This window comes from Nostoc sp. ChiSLP03a, from assembly GCF_034531215.2.
Lineage (GTDB): Bacteria > Cyanobacteriota > Cyanobacteriia > Cyanobacteriales > Nostocaceae > Nostoc.
The window spans coordinates 1-18,055 of sequence record NZ_JAVRBQ020000053.1; the positions used below are offsets into that span (position 1 = coordinate 1).

General features: G+C 42.1%; 26 protein-coding genes. 19 read left to right on the top strand and 7 right to left on the bottom strand.

The window, feature by feature from the left end:
* Positions 1–281: 281 nt before the first annotated feature.
* Both RMY32_RS08935 and RMY32_RS08940 read left to right on the top strand, forming a co-directional pair.
* Positions 282–863, top strand: a complete 582-nt coding sequence (locus RMY32_RS08935; protein WP_322710515.1) for a tyrosine-type recombinase/integrase — start codon at positions 282–284, stop codon at positions 861–863.
* Between the two features lie 150 nt (positions 864–1,013).
* Positions 1,014–1,214 carry a hypothetical protein gene (locus tag RMY32_RS08940; protein WP_322710516.1) on the top strand — a complete coding sequence of 67 codons (201 nt, stop codon included), beginning with the start codon at positions 1,014–1,016 and terminating at the stop codon, positions 1,212–1,214.
* A 13-nt stretch (positions 1,215–1,227) separates the two neighbouring features.
* Here RMY32_RS08940 and RMY32_RS08945 read toward each other — a convergent pair whose 3' ends face one another.
* The 4 genes from RMY32_RS08945 to RMY32_RS08960 all read right to left on the bottom strand — a co-directional run bounded on the left by RMY32_RS08945 (position 1,228) and on the right by RMY32_RS08960 (position 3,935).
* Positions 1,228–2,151 carry a hypothetical protein gene (locus RMY32_RS08945; RefSeq protein ID WP_322710517.1) on the bottom strand — a complete coding sequence of 308 codons (924 nt, stop codon included), beginning with the start codon at positions 2,149–2,151 and terminating at the stop codon, positions 1,228–1,230.
* A gap of 58 nt (positions 2,152–2,209) precedes the next feature.
* Positions 2,210–3,166 carry a hypothetical protein gene (locus RMY32_RS08950; protein ID WP_322710518.1) on the bottom strand — a complete coding sequence of 319 codons (957 nt, stop codon included), beginning with the start codon at positions 3,164–3,166 and terminating at the stop codon, positions 2,210–2,212.
* 78 nt (positions 3,167–3,244) lie between these two features.
* A complete protein-coding gene (locus tag RMY32_RS08955) occupies positions 3,245–3,475 on the bottom strand; it encodes a hypothetical protein (RefSeq protein ID WP_322710519.1) in 231 nt (76 codons plus the stop codon).
* Positions 3,476–3,725: 250 nt separating this feature from the next.
* On the bottom strand, positions 3,726–3,935 hold the full coding sequence (locus tag RMY32_RS08960; RefSeq protein WP_409881252.1) for a plasmid mobilization protein: 210 nt from the start codon (positions 3,933–3,935) through the stop codon (positions 3,726–3,728).
* Positions 3,936–4,187: 252 nt separating this feature from the next.
* Between RMY32_RS08960 and RMY32_RS08965 the strand changes: the two genes are divergently transcribed.
* From RMY32_RS08965 to RMY32_RS09035, 15 genes are all read left to right on the top strand, one after another.
* Positions 4,188–4,382, top strand: a complete 195-nt coding sequence (locus RMY32_RS08965; protein ID WP_322710521.1) for a hypothetical protein — start codon at positions 4,188–4,190, stop codon at positions 4,380–4,382.
* A gap of 81 nt (positions 4,383–4,463) precedes the next feature.
* Positions 4,464–4,640 (top strand): hypothetical protein, encoded by a 177-nt coding sequence (locus RMY32_RS08970; protein ID WP_322710522.1) that lies wholly within the window; start codon positions 4,464–4,466, stop codon positions 4,638–4,640.
* Entirely contained in the window at positions 4,637–4,819 is a 183-nt protein-coding gene (locus tag RMY32_RS08975; protein ID WP_322710523.1) for a hypothetical protein, read from the top strand. Before RMY32_RS08970 ends, RMY32_RS08975 begins: the two co-directional genes overlap by 4 nt.
* A 129-nt stretch (positions 4,820–4,948) precedes the next feature.
* On the top strand, positions 4,949–5,164 hold the full coding sequence (locus RMY32_RS08980; protein ID WP_322710524.1) for a hypothetical protein: 216 nt from the start codon (positions 4,949–4,951) through the stop codon (positions 5,162–5,164).
* Positions 5,165–5,258: 94 nt separating this feature from the next.
* Entirely contained in the window at positions 5,259–5,543 is a 285-nt protein-coding gene (locus tag RMY32_RS08985; protein WP_322710525.1) for a hypothetical protein, read from the top strand.
* Positions 5,540–5,725, top strand: a complete 186-nt coding sequence (locus RMY32_RS08990) for a hypothetical protein (protein ID WP_322710526.1) — start codon at positions 5,540–5,542, stop codon at positions 5,723–5,725. Before RMY32_RS08985 ends, RMY32_RS08990 begins: the two co-directional genes overlap by 4 nt.
* Positions 5,725–6,195 (top strand): hypothetical protein, encoded by a 471-nt coding sequence (locus tag RMY32_RS08995; protein WP_322710527.1) that lies wholly within the window; start codon positions 5,725–5,727, stop codon positions 6,193–6,195. Before RMY32_RS08990 ends, RMY32_RS08995 begins: the two co-directional genes overlap by 1 nt.
* Positions 6,182–6,436, top strand: coding sequence for a hypothetical protein (locus tag RMY32_RS09000; protein WP_322710528.1), 255 nt, complete (start codon positions 6,182–6,184; stop codon positions 6,434–6,436). The genes RMY32_RS08995 and RMY32_RS09000 overlap by 14 nt, the downstream gene beginning before the upstream one ends.
* A gap of 108 nt (positions 6,437–6,544) precedes the next feature.
* Positions 6,545–6,958, top strand: coding sequence for a hypothetical protein (locus RMY32_RS09005; RefSeq protein WP_409882573.1), 414 nt, complete (start codon positions 6,545–6,547; stop codon positions 6,956–6,958).
* Positions 6,958–7,230 (top strand): hypothetical protein, encoded by a 273-nt coding sequence (locus tag RMY32_RS09010; RefSeq protein ID WP_322710530.1) that lies wholly within the window; start codon positions 6,958–6,960, stop codon positions 7,228–7,230. The genes RMY32_RS09005 and RMY32_RS09010 overlap by 1 nt, the downstream gene beginning before the upstream one ends.
* Complete coding sequence (locus tag RMY32_RS09015) at positions 7,212–7,751, top strand: hypothetical protein (protein ID WP_322710531.1); 540 nt, start codon at positions 7,212–7,214, stop codon at positions 7,749–7,751. Before RMY32_RS09010 ends, RMY32_RS09015 begins: the two co-directional genes overlap by 19 nt.
* Positions 7,741–7,902 carry a hypothetical protein gene (locus tag RMY32_RS09020; protein ID WP_322710532.1) on the top strand — a complete coding sequence of 54 codons (162 nt, stop codon included), beginning with the start codon at positions 7,741–7,743 and terminating at the stop codon, positions 7,900–7,902. The genes RMY32_RS09015 and RMY32_RS09020 overlap by 11 nt, the downstream gene beginning before the upstream one ends.
* A gap of 69 nt (positions 7,903–7,971) precedes the next feature.
* A complete protein-coding gene (locus RMY32_RS09025; protein ID WP_322710533.1) occupies positions 7,972–8,094 on the top strand; it encodes a hypothetical protein in 123 nt (40 codons plus the stop codon).
* A 51-nt stretch (positions 8,095–8,145) separates the two neighbouring features.
* Complete coding sequence (locus tag RMY32_RS09030; RefSeq protein ID WP_322710534.1) at positions 8,146–8,730, top strand: 3'-5' exonuclease; 585 nt, start codon at positions 8,146–8,148, stop codon at positions 8,728–8,730.
* Between the two features lie 108 nt (positions 8,731–8,838).
* On the top strand, positions 8,839–9,951 hold the full coding sequence (locus RMY32_RS09035) for a site-specific integrase (RefSeq protein WP_322710535.1): 1,113 nt from the start codon (positions 8,839–8,841) through the stop codon (positions 9,949–9,951).
* 470 nt (positions 9,952–10,421) lie between these two features.
* On the opposite strand, the gene RMY32_RS09040 is transcribed toward RMY32_RS09035, so the two are convergent.
* Positions 10,422–10,745 carry a hypothetical protein gene (locus tag RMY32_RS09040; RefSeq protein ID WP_322710536.1) on the bottom strand — a complete coding sequence of 108 codons (324 nt, stop codon included), beginning with the start codon at positions 10,743–10,745 and terminating at the stop codon, positions 10,422–10,424.
* Positions 10,746–11,094: 349 nt separating this feature from the next.
* Between RMY32_RS09040 and RMY32_RS09045 the strand changes: the two genes are divergently transcribed.
* Complete coding sequence (locus RMY32_RS09045; RefSeq protein WP_322710537.1) at positions 11,095–12,594, top strand: ATP-dependent nuclease; 1,500 nt, start codon at positions 11,095–11,097, stop codon at positions 12,592–12,594.
* A gap of 287 nt (positions 12,595–12,881) precedes the next feature.
* Here the strand turns inward: RMY32_RS09045 and RMY32_RS09050 are convergent, their stop codons facing one another.
* On the bottom strand, positions 12,882–14,168 hold the full coding sequence (locus RMY32_RS09050) for a homoserine dehydrogenase (protein WP_322710538.1): 1,287 nt from the start codon (positions 14,166–14,168) through the stop codon (positions 12,882–12,884).
* A gap of 121 nt (positions 14,169–14,289) precedes the next feature.
* A complete protein-coding gene (gene petH, locus RMY32_RS09055; protein ID WP_322710539.1) occupies positions 14,290–15,636 on the bottom strand; it encodes a ferredoxin--NADP reductase in 1,347 nt (448 codons plus the stop codon).
* A gap of 1,221 nt (positions 15,637–16,857) precedes the next feature.
* Here petH and RMY32_RS09060 point away from each other — a divergent pair.
* Positions 16,858–17,862, top strand: coding sequence for a phosphoribulokinase (locus RMY32_RS09060; RefSeq protein WP_322710540.1), 1,005 nt, complete (start codon positions 16,858–16,860; stop codon positions 17,860–17,862).
* The last annotated feature ends 193 nt before the right edge of the window (positions 17,863–18,055 follow it).

Genomic DNA, 18,055 nt, shown 5'->3' on the forward strand with positions numbered 1-18,055 from the left:
CAAGGTCGGTGGAGGTTTGAGAAGCATTCGCACCGAATACTGAAGTCAAGCTTGGTTCTGCCATAAAACAGATTTTTTTGTGAGTGAATAAATCTGTTTTATGCTTTTATCAAAAAACAGTAAATGTTCCACTTTTATGTAAAACAAGCACATTCACCGAGGACGTGTAACGCTTACTGTTAATAGGATTGAGTCGAATATTTCTAAACTATAAAGTTAGGAATGTTCCGGTTTAACCACCCTGAATGGTTAAACCGGAATCAGCAGAAGTAGAAAATAAAATGAAAAATAATCGAAATGGACAAGCCGCAGTTTTGACCGACGCGGATTATTCCAAAATTCGCAAGCAGATCCGCTCTCAAAAATATAAACTACTTTTGGATCTGGCTTGGTACACCGGGGAGAGGTGGGGTGCGCTGGTGAAGTTGCAACTTCTCGACGTGTATAATCTTGACGGCTCGCCTTGTGAGTATATCAACTTTCGCGCCAGGACTCGCAAGGCAACACCCAACGGGAAGCGACAGACACGCCAGGTGCCGGTTCACGATACTTTGGCTGAATTGTTGGCAGCATATAAGCCACTCCCCGGTTCAATTTGGTTATTCCCATCTAGAGAAGCGGATAAACCTATGGGGCTAAGGGCGGCTGACCAAATTTTACGTACAGCTGTTGAAAGAGCCGGACTTTCAGCCAAGGGGATATCAACTCACTCCACCCGCCGGAGTTTTATAACGAAATTAGCAAAGCGGGGTGTAAGCTTGGCAACGATTAAAAAAGCCACTGGTCACACTGACTTGAAGGTACTTTCTCGGTACATCGAGGTGAGTGACGATGACGTGAAAAGCGCGATCGCAACCCTATAAACCCCAACCTGTGACAAATAAGGCTTGGGGCGGATAAGGTAGTGAAGCTCAAGGCAGCAAAGCCTAAAGCCAATAGATGTTAGATTTCAGTACAAGTTGCGATCGCACTTCACCTCTGACCAGTGTGATCGCATTTCTAAAGGAGAAAATATGACTACAACCGAAGAACTGACTGTAGAAGAACTGACTGTAGAAAAGCTGATTCAAGAATTACAAGACTTTCCGGGGGATGCAGTAATTTGCTTGACAGATGCCTATGGTGAAACGTTTACCATCATCGGTTTTGAGGCTGGGTCTGACTGTGTGAATGTTGTCATCTCTGCTTCGGACGATGATGATGACGAGGGGTAAGCTTAGTCATTCGTCATTCGTCATTCGTAATTGGGCATTGGGCATTGGGCGCTGGGGACTGGGGACGCCAGGAGTGAATCAACTTTTCGATCTCACTTGGCGGCTGCCCCGAAGTGATCGCAATTTCCACATCTGCCTTTTTGCGCTTGGATATAACACTGTCCACACTGCCGATATGGCGGCGATTCTTTTTCCTGCCGGACATCCAGCAGTAACGGTAATACCAATATTTATTACCTAACCTTTGTACCCAGTACTTCTCTACCCAGTGGGTATTTTGTTCGGGCGCAATTTTTTGGGTAGTCTTTGATACTTGCGCCCGAACAACTTCTACGGTGTAGCATCCATCGGGAACAAATAAAGCTTCATTATTACCGCGTGCAACATAAATATGTCCCTTGTCAGGATCTAGCCAAATCACTTCAGAAATTAATTCGTCGTCAGATTTGTATTGGTAATCCTTTTTAAACTTGCCAGTTGTGGCGGCGGCGCATTTGTCCATCCAATCTGGGGAGAGCTTTACCAAATCACCCACTTTTAATGGTTGAGGGTGTTCGGGCGCAATTTTTTCAGTGTCTAATGTCACTTGCGCCCGAACAGGTGATTTTACTGTCTCTACAACGGTGCTTGCGGTAACTTGCGCCCGAACACGTATTTCCCAATCTGCCCAGGCTTGATGATAATCATCCAGATTTTGATAATCGTCTGGATCTGGTGGCTCGTCGCTGTCATCAAAGAAAATTGTCAGTTGTCCGTTGTCACTTACCTTATGAGGGACTTCCCCAAAGTGGGCAGGATTCCATCTGGTTTCTGGTTCGGGATGTTCGGGCGCAAGTATTTCATCCCAGTAAGGATCGTGAATGGTAGTCCTTGTTTCAACTGTGGGGGCAACAGTGAATAATGCTAATTGCCCTGGCAGATCGGAATTATGTTTCATAATGTTTGTGGATTTTAAAATTCATGGCCGTTGGCGCGGCCTTTTTTTGTATCAACAATCAAGTAGGTTGATAATTGAAAGCTGATAATTGTAATTTCACTGCTTCATTGATACTTGAAGCATTTTTTATTACAAGGTCTATTGCTTTGTCAAATGTTCTAGGAGCGCTCATACCGTCCTGATGGTATACGTATTTGAATTTCTGAAAGAATGAAAGCGTACATTCTTTGGTGAGTTGGATAAGTTGTCGAAATCTCTCATCGTCAATTTTCCATTTGTATCTGCTAATAAATAATTCCCTAAAACACTGTTCGGGTTGTTCGCCTGCGGCTTTTTTCATACAGCGCTCCATAGCGATAGCTAATTTCTCTGCGGTTTTTGTACCGCGAGAACGAACTTTCTCAAGAAGTTCGTTCATCGGGGTTACGTCAACAGGAACTTCTTTGAGAAGTTCCTGAGACGTTTCTGAAGTGTTACTGAGAGGTTCTGGAAGGCTTGATTTTTCAGGGGTTTCAGGTGAGATATCCGGCATTTTTTGACCGATATCCGGTATTTTCTGATTGATGTCCGGTTCATTTATGCCGGATATAGGGTCAGAATTGACCGCCGATTCTTGCTCGTCATCTTTCATCCAAAACTCTTGAATTCGTCTTGCACCGTGCAGATTTTTAACTAACCAGCAGGCTGTTTTACGCGTATCATCCGTGCAGGTTTCTCGCTTGAATTCAAATAATCCTGTTGTGTATAAAAGTTGTCTTGCTAGTCTAAAAGCTTTGTCACCTAATGATGTTGTTAGCTTCATCCATCTACTACCATACTGGTCAGAAGCCCAACATTCATTCCACAGTGTTTGAACTGTTTTTACTTGATTAACTACCCACTGGATATCATGAACTGGGATGATACAGTGAGGTTTGTTGAATTTAGTTGATGTTCTCTTCTCTTTGTTGCGGTTAATAGGAATTACCCTATTTTGAGAAGAAGAATTAATGACTTCTAAGCTGTTTTCTGGCATAATATTATTACTGTTTCTTTCAAGGAGCCACCACGATCGCTAAATCTTCCGGTGGCTTTTTGGTTTTTTTACATTCGCCTAAAGACTGTCTAAGATTGCGTCGATCCGGTTTTGAAAATCGGTAATTGCATCGTCTACTGTAGGCAGTGGGCTATCAACGCAAAAACTGACTCTGCCTCTGTAACGGGCAGTGTATCTGTATCCCACGACTTGAAAACGCCAATCCCCACGAGCTAATCTTGATTCTGTGGATTCCATTTCTGGTAGAATCAGCGCTCGAAATCCTTTGTAAACATGGTGCATAGTCATTTGTCATTTGTCATTTGTCATTCGTGGCGATCGCACTCCGATTTCAAGTGAGCCAATACGCCACGAATAAAGCCGTCTACCCAAGCAGGTAAACGGCTTTATTCTTTATGTGGTACATCTTGCAGAACTTCTGCTAATAGTACGTGTAAGTTTTCTATTTCTTCTGTTAGTTGCTTGCTGTTATGTAGGCTGTTTTCAAGCTGCTTTTGCTGGGATTCAATTACAGTTAGGCAGACTTCATGTAATTCCTTCAGCCTACGATAGATTCCCCCAGGAGTTGTTTCTCCTGTATGAGCAATCCATGATCTAGCTTGATTTCTCCCCTCGCTATCTGAATAAAAAATTGTGTCCGATTCATGCCTAGCTGAGATGCTTTCTCTCTCAGGGACTCCCAGTCTTCCGGTGATATTCTCACAGTTGCGTTGATCGTCTTTTTGTCTGTCGTGGTTTCTTCTGTCATTTTTGATAGCCATAGCAACCCCTAAATTATTGCACGTGCTAAACGGATGATTCTGCACGTGCGTTACAAAAAATATGCTTGACTTCTATTATTGCACGTGCAATAACTATTAAAAGATAGTAGCACGTGCAAGTTGATTTTTGTACTACAACATTGCTCCCCAACGCCTAACCCTTTGCGTTGCACAGACGGAGCAAGCACCCGCGCCACCTTGCGCGGAAACACCCTCAAGTCAACAGTCGAGTAAACATAATGGGCAGAATCAAAATTCGTATAACAGGAGGCCCCAGAGACGTAGAAGCCTTTAGCAAATTCCTGCACAAAGTTGAGCAAAGCATTACTGCACTGTCACTGGTAAGTGAAAGTGCAAATTATGCCAATCGCAACAGCACAGATGTCAGCCGTTACATAGAGGTTGAGTTCGACTCAGAGGTAATGGAGGACTAATCCCAATCACATAACAGTTACATAACGCTGAGTAAACAGCGGTGATATTTTGATGTCTGCAAACTTAACTCTTGAAACCAGATGACAATCACTCTTGACGAATTAATTAGAAAGCTACAATGCCTGCCTGATGACGCAAAGCTAGGCACAGAAGCAGGTCAAATCACTGCCGTAGTGGTTGGAGACACTCTAATAAAGTTCACACTTGTGAGCCTCGATCGCACAGACGAAGAAATACTAGGCGCAGGAACAACATGAAAACCACAGTCCAAGAATTGATTGATGTCCTGGAAGACTACCCCGGTGCAACGGTGGTAACTATAAAAACTGTTGCCGACGATCAAGAATTTGAGATCGTTGATTTCAAGTCTGAAGCCAAAGGCTTGAATATCCTCGTCGGCAGTAAGGCAGAGGAGGACGACGAGGAGGAAAACTAATTGAAAAGGCGATCGCCTACCATCCCTGATTTTGGATAGCGATCGCGGGGTTAACAGTGCAAGTAAAAAGGCGACCACTACACGAGTGCGATCGCCGAAAATCAATCCTTACTTAAAAGAGGAGATTAAATGATCAACAGCTTAACAGGCTTGACACCATCTGACTTTATCCCAGATTTTGCAGACGACGCAGACAGCATCTGTGTCCCGGAGGATTGGCTCTTTCCAGAAGATGAAGGCAAATACTCTAATTGCTGTCACTGCCAAGGACGGGGTTTCTTGTACGGCGATTTAGGTTGGATTTGCCCTGAATGTGATGGGACCGGGATTGGTGGGGTTTATTAAGCCAAGACAACAGCAAGTAAAAAGGCGACCACTGCGCGCAAGCGATCGCCGACACAACAAATTAAAAGGTTTTGATCTTAAGGAGATTTTACCAATGTCTAAGCCATTAGGCTACTACACGGCTTATACCCCAGGCGATAATTCACTCCTGGAAACAGTTCAAGAGGAGTACGGCAGCACCTTCGAGAAAATGTCCAAGCGAGAAAAGCTGGTTATTCTCACCGTTTTGGCATCACATATTGGTTGCCAGCTAGACGGAGATGTTCGGGGTGAAATTTTTGCGATCGCAAAAGATATGAGAGATAAGCTCTCACTCTCCGACCAGGCAGGAGTAATGGAAGCGATTATTTCTCAAGTTCGCTGGGGGCAGTCCTTATGACAATATCTTTTTCAGGTGACGATCCAGAGTGGAATGAGTGGTGGGTAGATCCGATAGAAGAGGGAAGTCCACAAGCCGATCCAACTGATTTACGGGAAACCCAGCAATATATCCAAAGGACGTACACCGAAGAGACTCAGGAAAAAATCATTATAAAAGTTCGACCCCAAAAGGAAGACTGATGAGCAACCTGTACACCACACCTGATGCAGCCAGAGTAACGGGCATACCAGAAAGTACTATTCGCTCATGGATGCGCCGATATCCTGAAGTATTCCAGTTTGAAGTTCACGTAGTCAGCGACGATCACGGCGTTAAGCTTTGGACTGAAGCGGGAATTGAACTGTTGCACAGCCGACGTGCAACGAAAAATGCAACAGATGACGATGCAGAAATTGATGCAGAATCCGACGCACCCGATTTACTTGAGTCATTGTTAGAGGAAGATTCACAGCGCCTAGCCAACGAATACTGGCGACTGTTGCCCGGTCGTACCTTGCAACGCATCAAGCAGATGCGCGATAATCCCACACCTGAGCAGCGCCAAACAGTGCAAACATCAGTCCGCGCCGCAATCAACGCCGGAACCGAGCATCTACTCTTACCCACTTACAAGCCAATGTTGCTAGAGGGAGGAGATGAAACAGACTAAACAACAGCGCACCAGTAAAGTTGTCCCGTTCACTGGGGAATTCTACCCAATTCCAGATCCAGAACCGACGGCAGCCGGGAATAACATCGCAGGTTATCTAGTAATCGTTACAGCTGCACTAATTGCTGGATTAAGCATCGGTGCAATCTCCACTTACCAAAGCGCAGATCAAGTGCAACTGCGCGAAATGAAAGCTCAAAGCCAACAGCTTGAGAAAGTCAAAAGCCAAGTTTGTAGATAGGAGTAAACAATGGGAATCCTTGCACGAATTACCAGCGCTGCAAAGTCCAGCAACAAAAGTAATGAATCCTCGCTCTCCACCGGGGGCCACAGCATAGATAAAAACCGGGTGCTGGCTCCAACAGATCCAACCGTCATTAACCCGGTGAATCCGGGGAGTTGGGAGACTGTCAGGACAGCACCCGTCAATGATACACCACGTTACTTTAATAAGGCTGAGGCTGACGCACTCAAGCGAGTTGCAACTCAAAAGAAAGAGGAAGCGCGTCAGGCAAAACGGGCTTACAAATCGCTCAAAAAACTTGAAGAATCAGACGCACAGGTACACACTGCCCATCGTAGGTACATCAAAGGCGTTGCTGACAGCGAACTTACCAAGAAACGCTCTGACGCAACAACCGCAAGGCACTTGCACGCGCTGCGCCCTGAATATGCACGGCTTGGCTTTGGTCTAGACCGCGCTGAAAACAAGGCACAGCAGCGCATTGACGAACTCAAAGCCAAAGTCAAGGAAAAATACTAATGGCAAAGGTGGTACACCTGGGGGCTTGGTTCCTTCTGGGATGTATCGCCTCTAGCTTTGTGGCTTGGCTAGGGGCGCTGCATCCTGCTTTATTTCGTGTGATGTGGGTTATCTATATTATGTCTTTCGTCGGGTTAGCCGTTGCACTGCTCACAGATGATGCGATTCGTCCGTTTCTCAAACTAGCCGAACCAGATTATTATGCCTTGCTGATTGCGATCGCAGTTTCGATTGTTCTGGGAGGGATGCTGTCATGGCTTCTCGGTGGGTGAAAACTAACTGTTTGCTAGCAAGTACGACAGCTTTTTGGCTAACTGCGCTTTCTCCAGTTCCCGCGATCGCCAAGGGAGTTAGCTATAGTCTGGCGCTTGTTGCATCAGTGCAACTCGTGCAGGAGTCGCGGCGGTTGATTGTCCAGGATGCACGCCGTGCAGCACTGGCAGCAATGAACCAAGAGTTAGAACAAACTGAATTCGCACTGCACACCCAACAGCAAGAGCAAGCGCTTTACGAAGCCTATGGTGATGCACCGACTTACCCGCCGGAAGTTAAGCAAGAGCTAACCAGCAGCCTGGAACACTTATATAAAGAGCCGAGCGCAGATCGGGCTGTTGAAACTTCCACTTCCACAAATAGCGAGAAAGTCTTTTATTTGGCGATTAAGTCGCTTCTGGAAGTTAAAGGTAAAACCTATGTTATTGAGCAGATTCTCAAAATGGGTGGTCGTCAGTGGGACGAAGCAGAGCATCTGTTGCAACAAATTTTAGAGGAGGGACAGAGGAATGGATGGTAACGAAGTGCTAAGTTTGGTGCTTGTCAAAATGGCATCGTCTCCAGTCAAGGCGGATCGAGATGCGATCGCGCGAATTGAGCGCGAATGCCAAGCGGATATTCTCAAAATTACTACCTCGTTAGAGAACTCGCGGATCATTGCCGAAGCCTGAACAGCCATGAGCAGGGTAAAGGATTGAAGATATTAGCAACAGGTCTGTTTTGGTCTGGAGTTATTGGTATTGCCACTATGTTTATTAGACCTTCTTATGTCTGGTGTGGCGTGTCACTGGGCTTTATCTCTGGCGTTGCTGGCAGAGTTATGGAGCCTTTCAAAAGTTGAAAGCGATCGCGCTTTTGGTTGAAAAGTGCGATCGCTGTTTATCTACTACCAAATCAAAATATATCAGGGATTTATGACTAGCGAAATGAGCGACACAGAAAAGTCTACAGAGTGGAGTAAAACAATACTCAAAAACGATAAATGGTGTATTTTGGACACCGAAACCACAGGGTTGAGTAACAATGCAGAAATAGTTCAAATAGGCATTCTTAGTAGTTCCGGGGAAGAATACCAAACCCTTGTAAAACCAACTATTGAAATTAGTGAAGCCGCAACTGTAATACACGGTATCCACAATGATGATGTAGTGCAAGCACTTCCGTTTGAGCAAATATTTTTGGATGTGTGGAAGTTGCTCGGTGATAGAGATGTAATCATTTATAATGCTGAATTCGATTTAAAAGTAATCAGGAATTCTCTGAAAGCTAGAGGCATTCAAATTGCCTTCCCAACTAGCGACCGTAGGAACTGTAGAATTTTCACCAATGGCGGATCGATTCATTGTGCAATGCAGTATTACTCTCAATACGTTGGTGAGTGGAACGAGTATTACGGAAATTATAAATGGCAGAAATTGCCTGGAGGCGATCATTCTGCATTAGGAGATTGTAAGGCAACGCTAGAAGTAATCAAGTCAATGTCTGATCCAATCTTCTAACGCCTTTACTGTCGGACGAAACTACTAACTGAAAGCTTGTGATTTTATCCCAATGAGAAGTAGATAAAAACCTACTTCATTTTGGGATGGATTTTTAATGGGAATTTCATGAAAAATATTGAACGCGCTCTTAAGGAGGCTAACGGAAGACTCCGTAATTACGGCATCAAAATTGAACAAATTGGTGTCAGGCTTTATTTGCGTGCAACGCTTCCCCCAAAACCTTTAGCATTAAAAAACGGCTGGCATCAACAAAAAATAAATATTACTGTCGCCAACCTCGACGGTGTAAAGCTTGCTGAAAGAGAAGCAAAGCTTATCAGGCTGAAACTTGATACTAAAACCTTTGATTGGAACGATTATTTAAAATCAGAACCACAGGATAACAAAGTGAAAACCATCAGTGAATTAATTCAAGAATTTGAAAAAGATTATTTTGAAAGAAGGCAACGTAACTTTAAAACAGAAAGTACGTGGAGGATTGAATATCAGACAGTTTTTAAAACACTTCCTCAACACGAAGTACTCAATACTGAGGTGCTAAAGCAAGCCATTTTAACAACCACGCCAGATACTAGAACTCGCAAACGATTTTGCTTGACATTGCGATTATTGGCTAGATTTGCTGACCTTGACTTTAACCCTAATTCTTATTCAGGAAGCTATAGCTATAGAAATAGGCAGATTCGTAGTCTGCCAACAGATAAATTAATTCTTGAATGCCATTCAAATTTAGCCGATGCAAAATGGCAGTGGATATTTGGAATGCTTGCCACTTACGGATTGAGAAATCATGAAGTATTTTTCTTGGATTTAGAGCAGCTACGAGCAGGCAATAAAATTATTACCGTCCTCGCCGGCAAGACTGGCTACAGAAAAATCTGGCCCTTCCATCCAGAGTGGTTCGATTCATTTGGCTTGCCTAATGTCAAAATCCCAGAGATCAACTTAAACCGAAATAATTCTGCAATTGGCAGAACCGTTACTCAAAGATTTAGGCGAAATGATGGTTTACCATTTAGGGTTTACGATCTTCGCCATGCTTGGGCTATTCGCACTCTAGAGTATGGAATTGATATAACCCTTGCAGCGCAGCAGATGGGGCACAGTCTGTCAGTTCACAGTAACCTCTATCACGCCTGGATCAACGCCGAGCATCACCAAAGAGCTTTCGACTTAGCGATGAATAAACGCGATCGCCCCCTGCCGCCAGAATTATGAATTTCTAATTTCTAATTTTGAATTAACTAGCAGCTAGTTTGCTGGATTTTTGCATTGCAATTTCAATGAGACGGTGACTCTTAATCTATTGGTTGCGGGTTCAAATCCCTCGTCACCCACTACTTCCAGCCCTTCAGATTTTAGCCTTGCCTAAATCTTGCCTAAACCGAGCAAGTCTTAAACTCTGGAAGCCGTTATTTTTCAGGATAAACGGCGATAAACCTTTGACTAATTTAACCAAAAACCCTCTCCTGCTTTTTAGCAGTCTAGTGGAATGTCTTGCTTGTCCACTGAACGGTTAAAATGTGACGAAAAGGGAATTTTGTTAAACTTTGGAAAATTGATTTTTTACACCGTTCCCAAAATTAGGGACTTGCAAAAAATCAATTATCCCAAATTATTTGTGGATTTATAGGGGCATAAGGTCTTGCGCCCCTACGATGGAATATTTTTTAACTGGAAGTTCCTTGCTATAGTGAAACTTTAGTCGCTCTGCTTAATAATGAGTTAAGTCCTTCCCACTCAGTACGTAAGTCAGCAAGCAAAGCTTCTATTGGCTTGCCTTCGCTCGAATACCTTCCAATTAAATCAATTGTATGTTCTTTCATATCATTTTTTTCCACATCAATTTTTAGCTTGACACTAGAATGTCCCTCTACGCTAGTTACATAAACACTAAATACAGTATTCTCTATGATTCCTATGCAATATTTATTGTCTTTGTCTTCTGTCCATTTTATATACGGAAAGTTTTCTTGACATTTTTTTAATAAGCTCACTGTGCTTGTTTCCATTTTGTTTCCATAAAGCAGTGTTCTTTTCTTATGCTGCCCAAACTAAAGCTAAAAGTTTCAACGCTGTTGTATAGGTTGTGGGCTGGACGTGAAAAAATGGAGATTTTGCCCCTTGTCTCCTAAATTACTAGAGTGAATCCCCACTGAACTATGAAGGATGAATACTAGTGACTGAGGTAATATGAAACTCTTAGAATGGCTGTTATTATTCCATCCGCTAATGTCATCACTAATAAGGTACTACGACAATTGACATGATTGTTTTAGCCCAAAGGTTTCGGTGATACATTTTAATATAATCAGCGATTGCATTTAGATTTTTTAGTGAAATATATAGATCAGAAAAAAAATGAAGATACATAAAGTAAAACTAAGTAATTTAAGAGGTTATGAAAATGCAGAAATCGAGCTTTCTCCAAGCATAAATTTAATAGTAGGAGAGAATAATAGTGGAAAAACAACAATATTAAGAACATTACTTTTATTACAAGATAGAGGGTCAATTAGTATACATGATACAAGGACAAAGGAGGATATTGGAGGTGTAATGCTTACTTTCAAAGGTGATGTATATAAATATTTTGATCCAGTAATTGCTAATTCAATTGATAACAATACTTATCTTGAAATCACTATTAGCAATGAGGGGTTAAGTTTTAATGGAAACAATTTTCAGCAAAATTGCATTTTAAATGTTGAGCCTAGAAACTTCATATATCCATTTCTTTCCAAGAGAAAAGTTACGGAATTCAATGAAAGTATAAACCTTCATTATTCAAATTCAGTTATAGGAAACTTTTCTAATTTGTATGCCAAAGTAGATCGAATTACTACAGATGGTTTGCCAGCAAAAAATGAGTATGTAAAAGCTTGTAGGGATATTTTCGGCTTTCAAATAAGTTCTCTTCCATCCAATGTCGGTAAGAAATCTGTATATATTGTGGATAACTTCCGTCATATTCCATTAGAGCGAATGGGAGAGGGGATAGTAAATATTTTAGGATTAATTCTGGATCTGTGTATGGCTGAAGACCAGCTATTTTTGATAGAGGAGCCAGAGAATGACATTCATCCTAATGCATTAAAAAAGCTCTTAAGTTTTATTCTTGAAAAGTCAAAAACCAACCAGTTTGTCATCACTACTCATTCAAATATTGTTTTAAAGTATCTTGGTTCTGAAGAATTGAGCAAGATTTTTAAAGTAAATATGGAGTTTGTGGATAAAATTCCAACTTCTTCGATTACTGAAGTTGATAATTCACCTGAAGCAAGAAGAGAAATTCTCGAAGATTTAGGTTATGAGCTTTTCGATTTTGATGTTTGGGATACATGGTTGATTCTCGAAGAATCATCTGCCGAAGTTATAATTAGAGAATTTATAATTCCTAATTTTGTACCTGGGCTTAAAGAAAGACTAAAAATTTGCTCCTCAGATGGTGTCGAAAGAGTACCAGAAAGGTTTTATGCTTTGCACAGCCTGTGTCTTTTCTTTCATTTACAAAAAACCTTTGACCAGAAAATTTGGGTCTTAGTTGATGGCGGTGAAAATGAAACGAGAATCATCAACGATTTAAAAAATAAATATAAATCATGGAATAAAGATAGTTTTTGCCAGTTAAAACAACATGATTTTGAGAAGTATTATCCTGAAGAGTTTCAGGCAGAAGTAGATAAAGTGCTACAAATACCAGACAAAAAGGAGAAAAGAAATAAAAAAAGAATCTTACTTAACAATGTAAAGAAGTGGTATACAGAAAATCCAGGTATTGCTAAGGAAGCTTTTAGTAAATCTGCTTGTGAGGTAATTGACATTCTCAAGAACATCGAGAAAGTTGTTGCAAAATATTAAAATCCAATATTTTTCAGTTTAGCTTGTATAGTTAATCAAGTTTTACTCGCAGCTTGGTCTGCATATGATGGAGATTGTAATCCTTCGCAGTAATTAGAAATTGGAGCAAAGCGACTTGACGAGCCTTAGTTCCGACTCAATACGGTTCGGTTAAGATTTTTTGATGACACGCCCTTGATCGCAAAGATGCGATAAATCGCCGTCTCTACAAAATAATCAGTCTTTTGTAGAGACGGCGATTCATCGCGTCTCTTACCTTAACTGAATAATATTGACTCCCAACAATCTCAAAGTACGCGCAGTAAGCTGGGAATGCTTTCAATCGCTGACAGCTCCCGAATTTCTGCCAAAGCTTGCCTAAAATTTCCTTCTAGCACATCATGGGTGACAACCACAATCTCTGCTAGTTCCCCTTGAAAGCCTGTTTGGACAACTGACTCTAAGCTAACGCCATAGTCGCCAAAGCAAGTACCCAATTTACCGATAACTCCGGGTTGGTCATTGGTGAGGAAACGGGCGTAAAATCGAGTTATCAATTCTGCCATCGGCGCAATTTGGCAGTATTCTTGATGCCCACAAGTTAATAATGGATTTGTAACTGCTGTATTAGTTTTGAGGACAGCAACTAAATTCAAAATATCCGAAGTGACAGCACTAGCAGTTGCACCAGCACCAGCACCGGGGCCAAAAAACATTACCTGTCCGATGGGTTCTCCTTCAACAAGAATGGCATTGTAAACGCCGTTGATGCTAGCCAAAGGGTGGGTTCGAGGCACTAAGGTAGGATGAACTCTGACAGAAAGAGAAGATGAGGGAGTATCACGTTTAGCGATCGCTAACAATTTAATCACAAATCCCAATTTTTCGGCGTAGGCAATATCTGTTTTGCTCACTTGCCGAATGCCCTCAGTATAAACATCTTGTAAGTTGATGCGTCCACTAAAGCCTAATGATGCCAGGATGGCAATTTTATCAGCTGCGTCTAAGCCATCCACATCAGCAGTGGGATCAGCCTCAGCATAACCCAAGCGCTGGGCATCAGCTAAGACATCATTAAAGTTGCTGCCTTCTGTTTGCATCCGCGTCAGGATGTAGTTAGTTGTACCGTTAACGATGCCTGTTACAGTATGAATTCGGTTAACACTTAAAGATTGCTTTAAGGGTTGAATCACTGGAATACCACCACCCACGGCGGCTTCTAACATGACGTATACGCCTGCTTGATTGGCAGTTGTGAAAATTTCTGCTCCGAAGCGGGCGATTGCTGCTTTATTGGCTGTGACTACATGCTTACCATTACTTAAAGCTTTGAGAATGAGCGATCGCGCCGGCTCCAATCCACCCATTACCTCGACAACTATATCTACCGCCGGGTCGTTGACAATTGATTCTAAGTCTGTTATTACTACTTCCGTAGACAATTCTACTGCACGAGGTTTATCTAGCGATCGGACTCCCACCCGATAAATTTCTATCTCTTGCAACAATGGGTGACGCCCAGCACTATCTTGCAACAACTGCACTGTTCCCGTTCCCACGGTGCCTAATCCCAGTATTCCTAGTTTCACACCCATTTTGCACCCAATTTAACCAATAACAATTGTAGGTAGAGCGTTTGCCCTACCTACTGATTATCCTGCTTCCTTTGTCATTTGTCCTTTGTCCTTTACTAATGACAAATGACTAATGACTAATTTAGTATGTTTCTACGTGCCAGCGATGAGCTTTCTTAAGTTGCTTCTGGTAATCACTCCAGGTTACGCCTTCCTTGGCAGCAGCAGTAGTTAAGGCTGCATCAATACCTTCTTCCATACCTCGCAAACCGCAGATGTATGTGTGGGTTTTTTCGTTTTTAATCAACTGCCACAATTCATCAGCATGTTCTGCTACGCGGTCTTGGATGTACATTCTACCGCCTTGAGGATTTTTTTGTTCGCGGCTGATGGCAGGAGTGAGGCGGAAGTTATCAGGATATTTTTGTTCGATTTCTTCCAGTTCTTCCTTATATAAAAGGTTTGGAGTTGTCGGCACACCAAATATTAGCCAAGAGAATCCTTTAAATTCGTATTCTGGGTTAGCTGCTTTTTCTGCATCTTTAAACTGACGCCACAGATAAGCTCGCATGGGGGCAATACCTGTTCCGGTTGCCATCATGATCACATTAGCATCAGGATCGTTGGGTAACAACATTTCCTTACCCACGGGCCCTGTAATTTTTACATCTGCTCCTGGTTCTAAGAAACACAGGTGTGTAGAGCAAACACCGTAGACTGTTTCGCCAGTTTCTGGGTGCTTATATTCTAATTGGCGGACGCACAGTGATACTGTCTTATCATCCACATCATCGCCATGACGAGTTGAGGCGATGGAATAGAGTCTAAGTTTTTCTGGCTTGCCGTTCTTGTCTAATCCTGGTGGAATAATCCCAATACTTTGACCTTCTATATACTTCAAATCCCCGGCGGAAATGTCAAATTTCAGGTGTTGAACAATACCAATCCCACCTTCTTTGACTAGTGGTTCATTAGATACTACCTTGCCAATGAACGGAGCATTGGGACGGTAAGTGTTAACAGGAACGTCACCGTGGTCTTTTTTGGCTTTCGCTTGAGTCATGGTGTTGCCTTTCTTGTCCTTGTTCTTGAGCTGTTCTTCAGCTGGTGGTTTAGCGAAGCCTTTGGTTTCACTATCAGCTTTTACAGGTGTGGCTTTACCATTCCCTTCACTGTTAGCAGTTTCCCCAGATGTAGCTAACTCGCTGACAAAGCTATTAGCATTCCCAAGTGAGGCTTTACCATTAACTGGCTCTAGAGCAGTTACAGGCTGGATGCTAACAATTGTGCCGCCTAGACGAGTGATACGTCGCATTTCTTGATTCATGCGGTTGTAAGGCACTCTGATGAACACACTGCCACTTTTCCGAATTGGGTAGTTAGTTTGGTCGGTTTCTTCACTCTGACGCAAACCCACTACTTCATAAAGGAAGACGCGGCTACCTAATTCTGTGTTGGCAGCACCCTCAACAGCACCTTGATTGTACATTCGTTATACCACTCCGATAATTTACTTAACCGTTTTTCAAAAAAAACTATTCCCCTACCTTGCCAGCTTTAGTTTACCGGATTTTCGTTTCACAAAACTGGAGAAAGAAGGAAAAACGGCATCATTAAATTAATGCCTTGCTAAGTACACTCACCAAAGACATGCAGGCATAGCAAAAAACACACCTGTTCACCTTCTAAGGTAAAGGATAAGTCTTGTGGAGAATGTTAATAATGAATCAATTTAATCTTTTTTTCGTTAACTACCACCCCTATTAGGGAGATAGCTTTTTACCTTAGTACCCTACGATCAACTCATAATAGTATATATTCTCGGAGGGTTAGTTCGATCGCTGGAAGCTACCGCTTGAAGTAACCCTCTACAAGCTTCCCTTGTGCTTGCTTACTCCAGGGGTTTAAATCGGAGAATGTCAAGCTAGGAAGGTTTTCTTCCAATTGGTTTTACTACTCCAAATCTACTACTCTTCTGGAATGTTGTTAGCTATCTTCATTACCTATCTATGGACAATTACATAACTAGGACAATTCCAGCCACAAATATCACGAGATAGACAATCATAATTTCAGCAACTGTAATTAGTTTCACTTGATGTGAAAAATCTGTCAACCTTGCATCAGTACTTTGCCATAACGTCAACGCTTCTATACGAGCATATTCATCAATTTACAGCCAACAATTTGGGTAATGCAAGTTATTTCCTCATTCGTTGGATAGATTTTTGCTTTGAATATATTAAGTGTTGTCGAGCAGCAATTACAATTTAGGAACATTAGAAAATTTGCGGCAATTTTACTGCAATAATAAATTATACCTTATACGCTTGATTCTATAGAGTCACAAGTAGCAGACAGATAAAGGTGCAACACTGATGGGCAGTAACGATCCCCATTTTTAAATTAACAACTAAATTAACCAAAAAATGATTGAGGAACCACGTTAATTCTTCTTGACAGCAATCTTGTATGGGATACCCCCTTCTGTTAAAATCAAATATATCACTAGGATTAAATACTTACCGGCACCAACATTCAGGCTAGTCCGACGAGTAGCAACTTAATTACTTTGTTGTCTACTTGCTTGGTGTCTTATAGATGTGCTAGGTAGCAAGAACGCAGGATAAACCAAAGGGGTAAACTCCTGGCTTCAGAATCTGCTGTGTGAAAAATTATTGACACAACTTTAGTATTTTAGAGGAGATTTATGACAAGAAAGCCGGAACGCGTGGTACTGATTGGAGTAGCCGGAGACTCTGGATGCGGTAAATCTACGTTTTTGCGTCGTTTGATCGATTTGTTTGGTGAAGAGTTAATGACAGTCATCTGCTTGGATGACTATCATTCCCTAGATCGCAAACAGCGTAAAGAAACGGGGATAACAGCACTAGACCCTAGAGCAAACAATTTTGATCTGATGTATGAGCAAATTAAAGCGCTCAAAAGTGGTGAAGCGATTGATAAGCCGATTTATAACCACGAAACCGGCTTGCTCGATCCGCCAGAGCGGATCGAGTCGAATCACATTATAGTTATTGAAGGGCTGCATCCTTTATATGATGAGCGGGTGCGATCGCTAATCGACTTCAGTGTTTATTTTGACATTAGCGATGAGGTCAAAATTGCCTGGAAAATCCAGCGAGATATGGCTGAACGCGGTCATCGCTACGAAGATGTGTTAGCACAAATTAATTCCCGCAAACCTGACTTTGATAAATTTATCGAACCACAAAGAGAATTTGCTGATGTGGTTCTTCAGGTATTGCCCACAAACTTGATCAAAAACGACACCGAACGTAGAGTCTTACGGGTACGTATGCTCCAGCGGGAAGGTAAGGAAGGCTTCGATCCAACTTACTTATTTGATGAAGGGTCAACAATCAATTGGACTCCCTGTGGACGCAAGCTGACCTGTTCTTATCCTGGTATGCAACTGTACTACGGTTCAGATGTTTACTACGGCCGCTATGTCTCAGTACTAGAGGTGGATGGTCAATTTGACAACTTGGAAGAAGTCATTTATATCGAAACCCATCTCAGCAATACATCCACAAAATATCAGGGTGAATTGACTCACTTGTTACTCCAGCACCGCGAGTATCCAGGTTCCAATAATGGAACTGGTTTCTTCCAAGTGCTTACAGGTTTAAAAATGCGTGCTGCTTATGAGCGGTTGACAGCTACGGAAGCAAAGTTAGCGATTCAGGTTTAAAGCAGCAGTGTTTGTGTCAAAGCTTGTGGGGGCGCTTTCGGGTGCTCCTTTTTTTGTGTTATTAAATACATTTAAAATGAAAAGTAATTAGCATACATTTATCTTACTTACGGATATTTACCTTATAGTTACTGGTTTTTATCAATATCAAGAAGATACTAACGACTGAAGTATAAATATTGTTATGATTTCA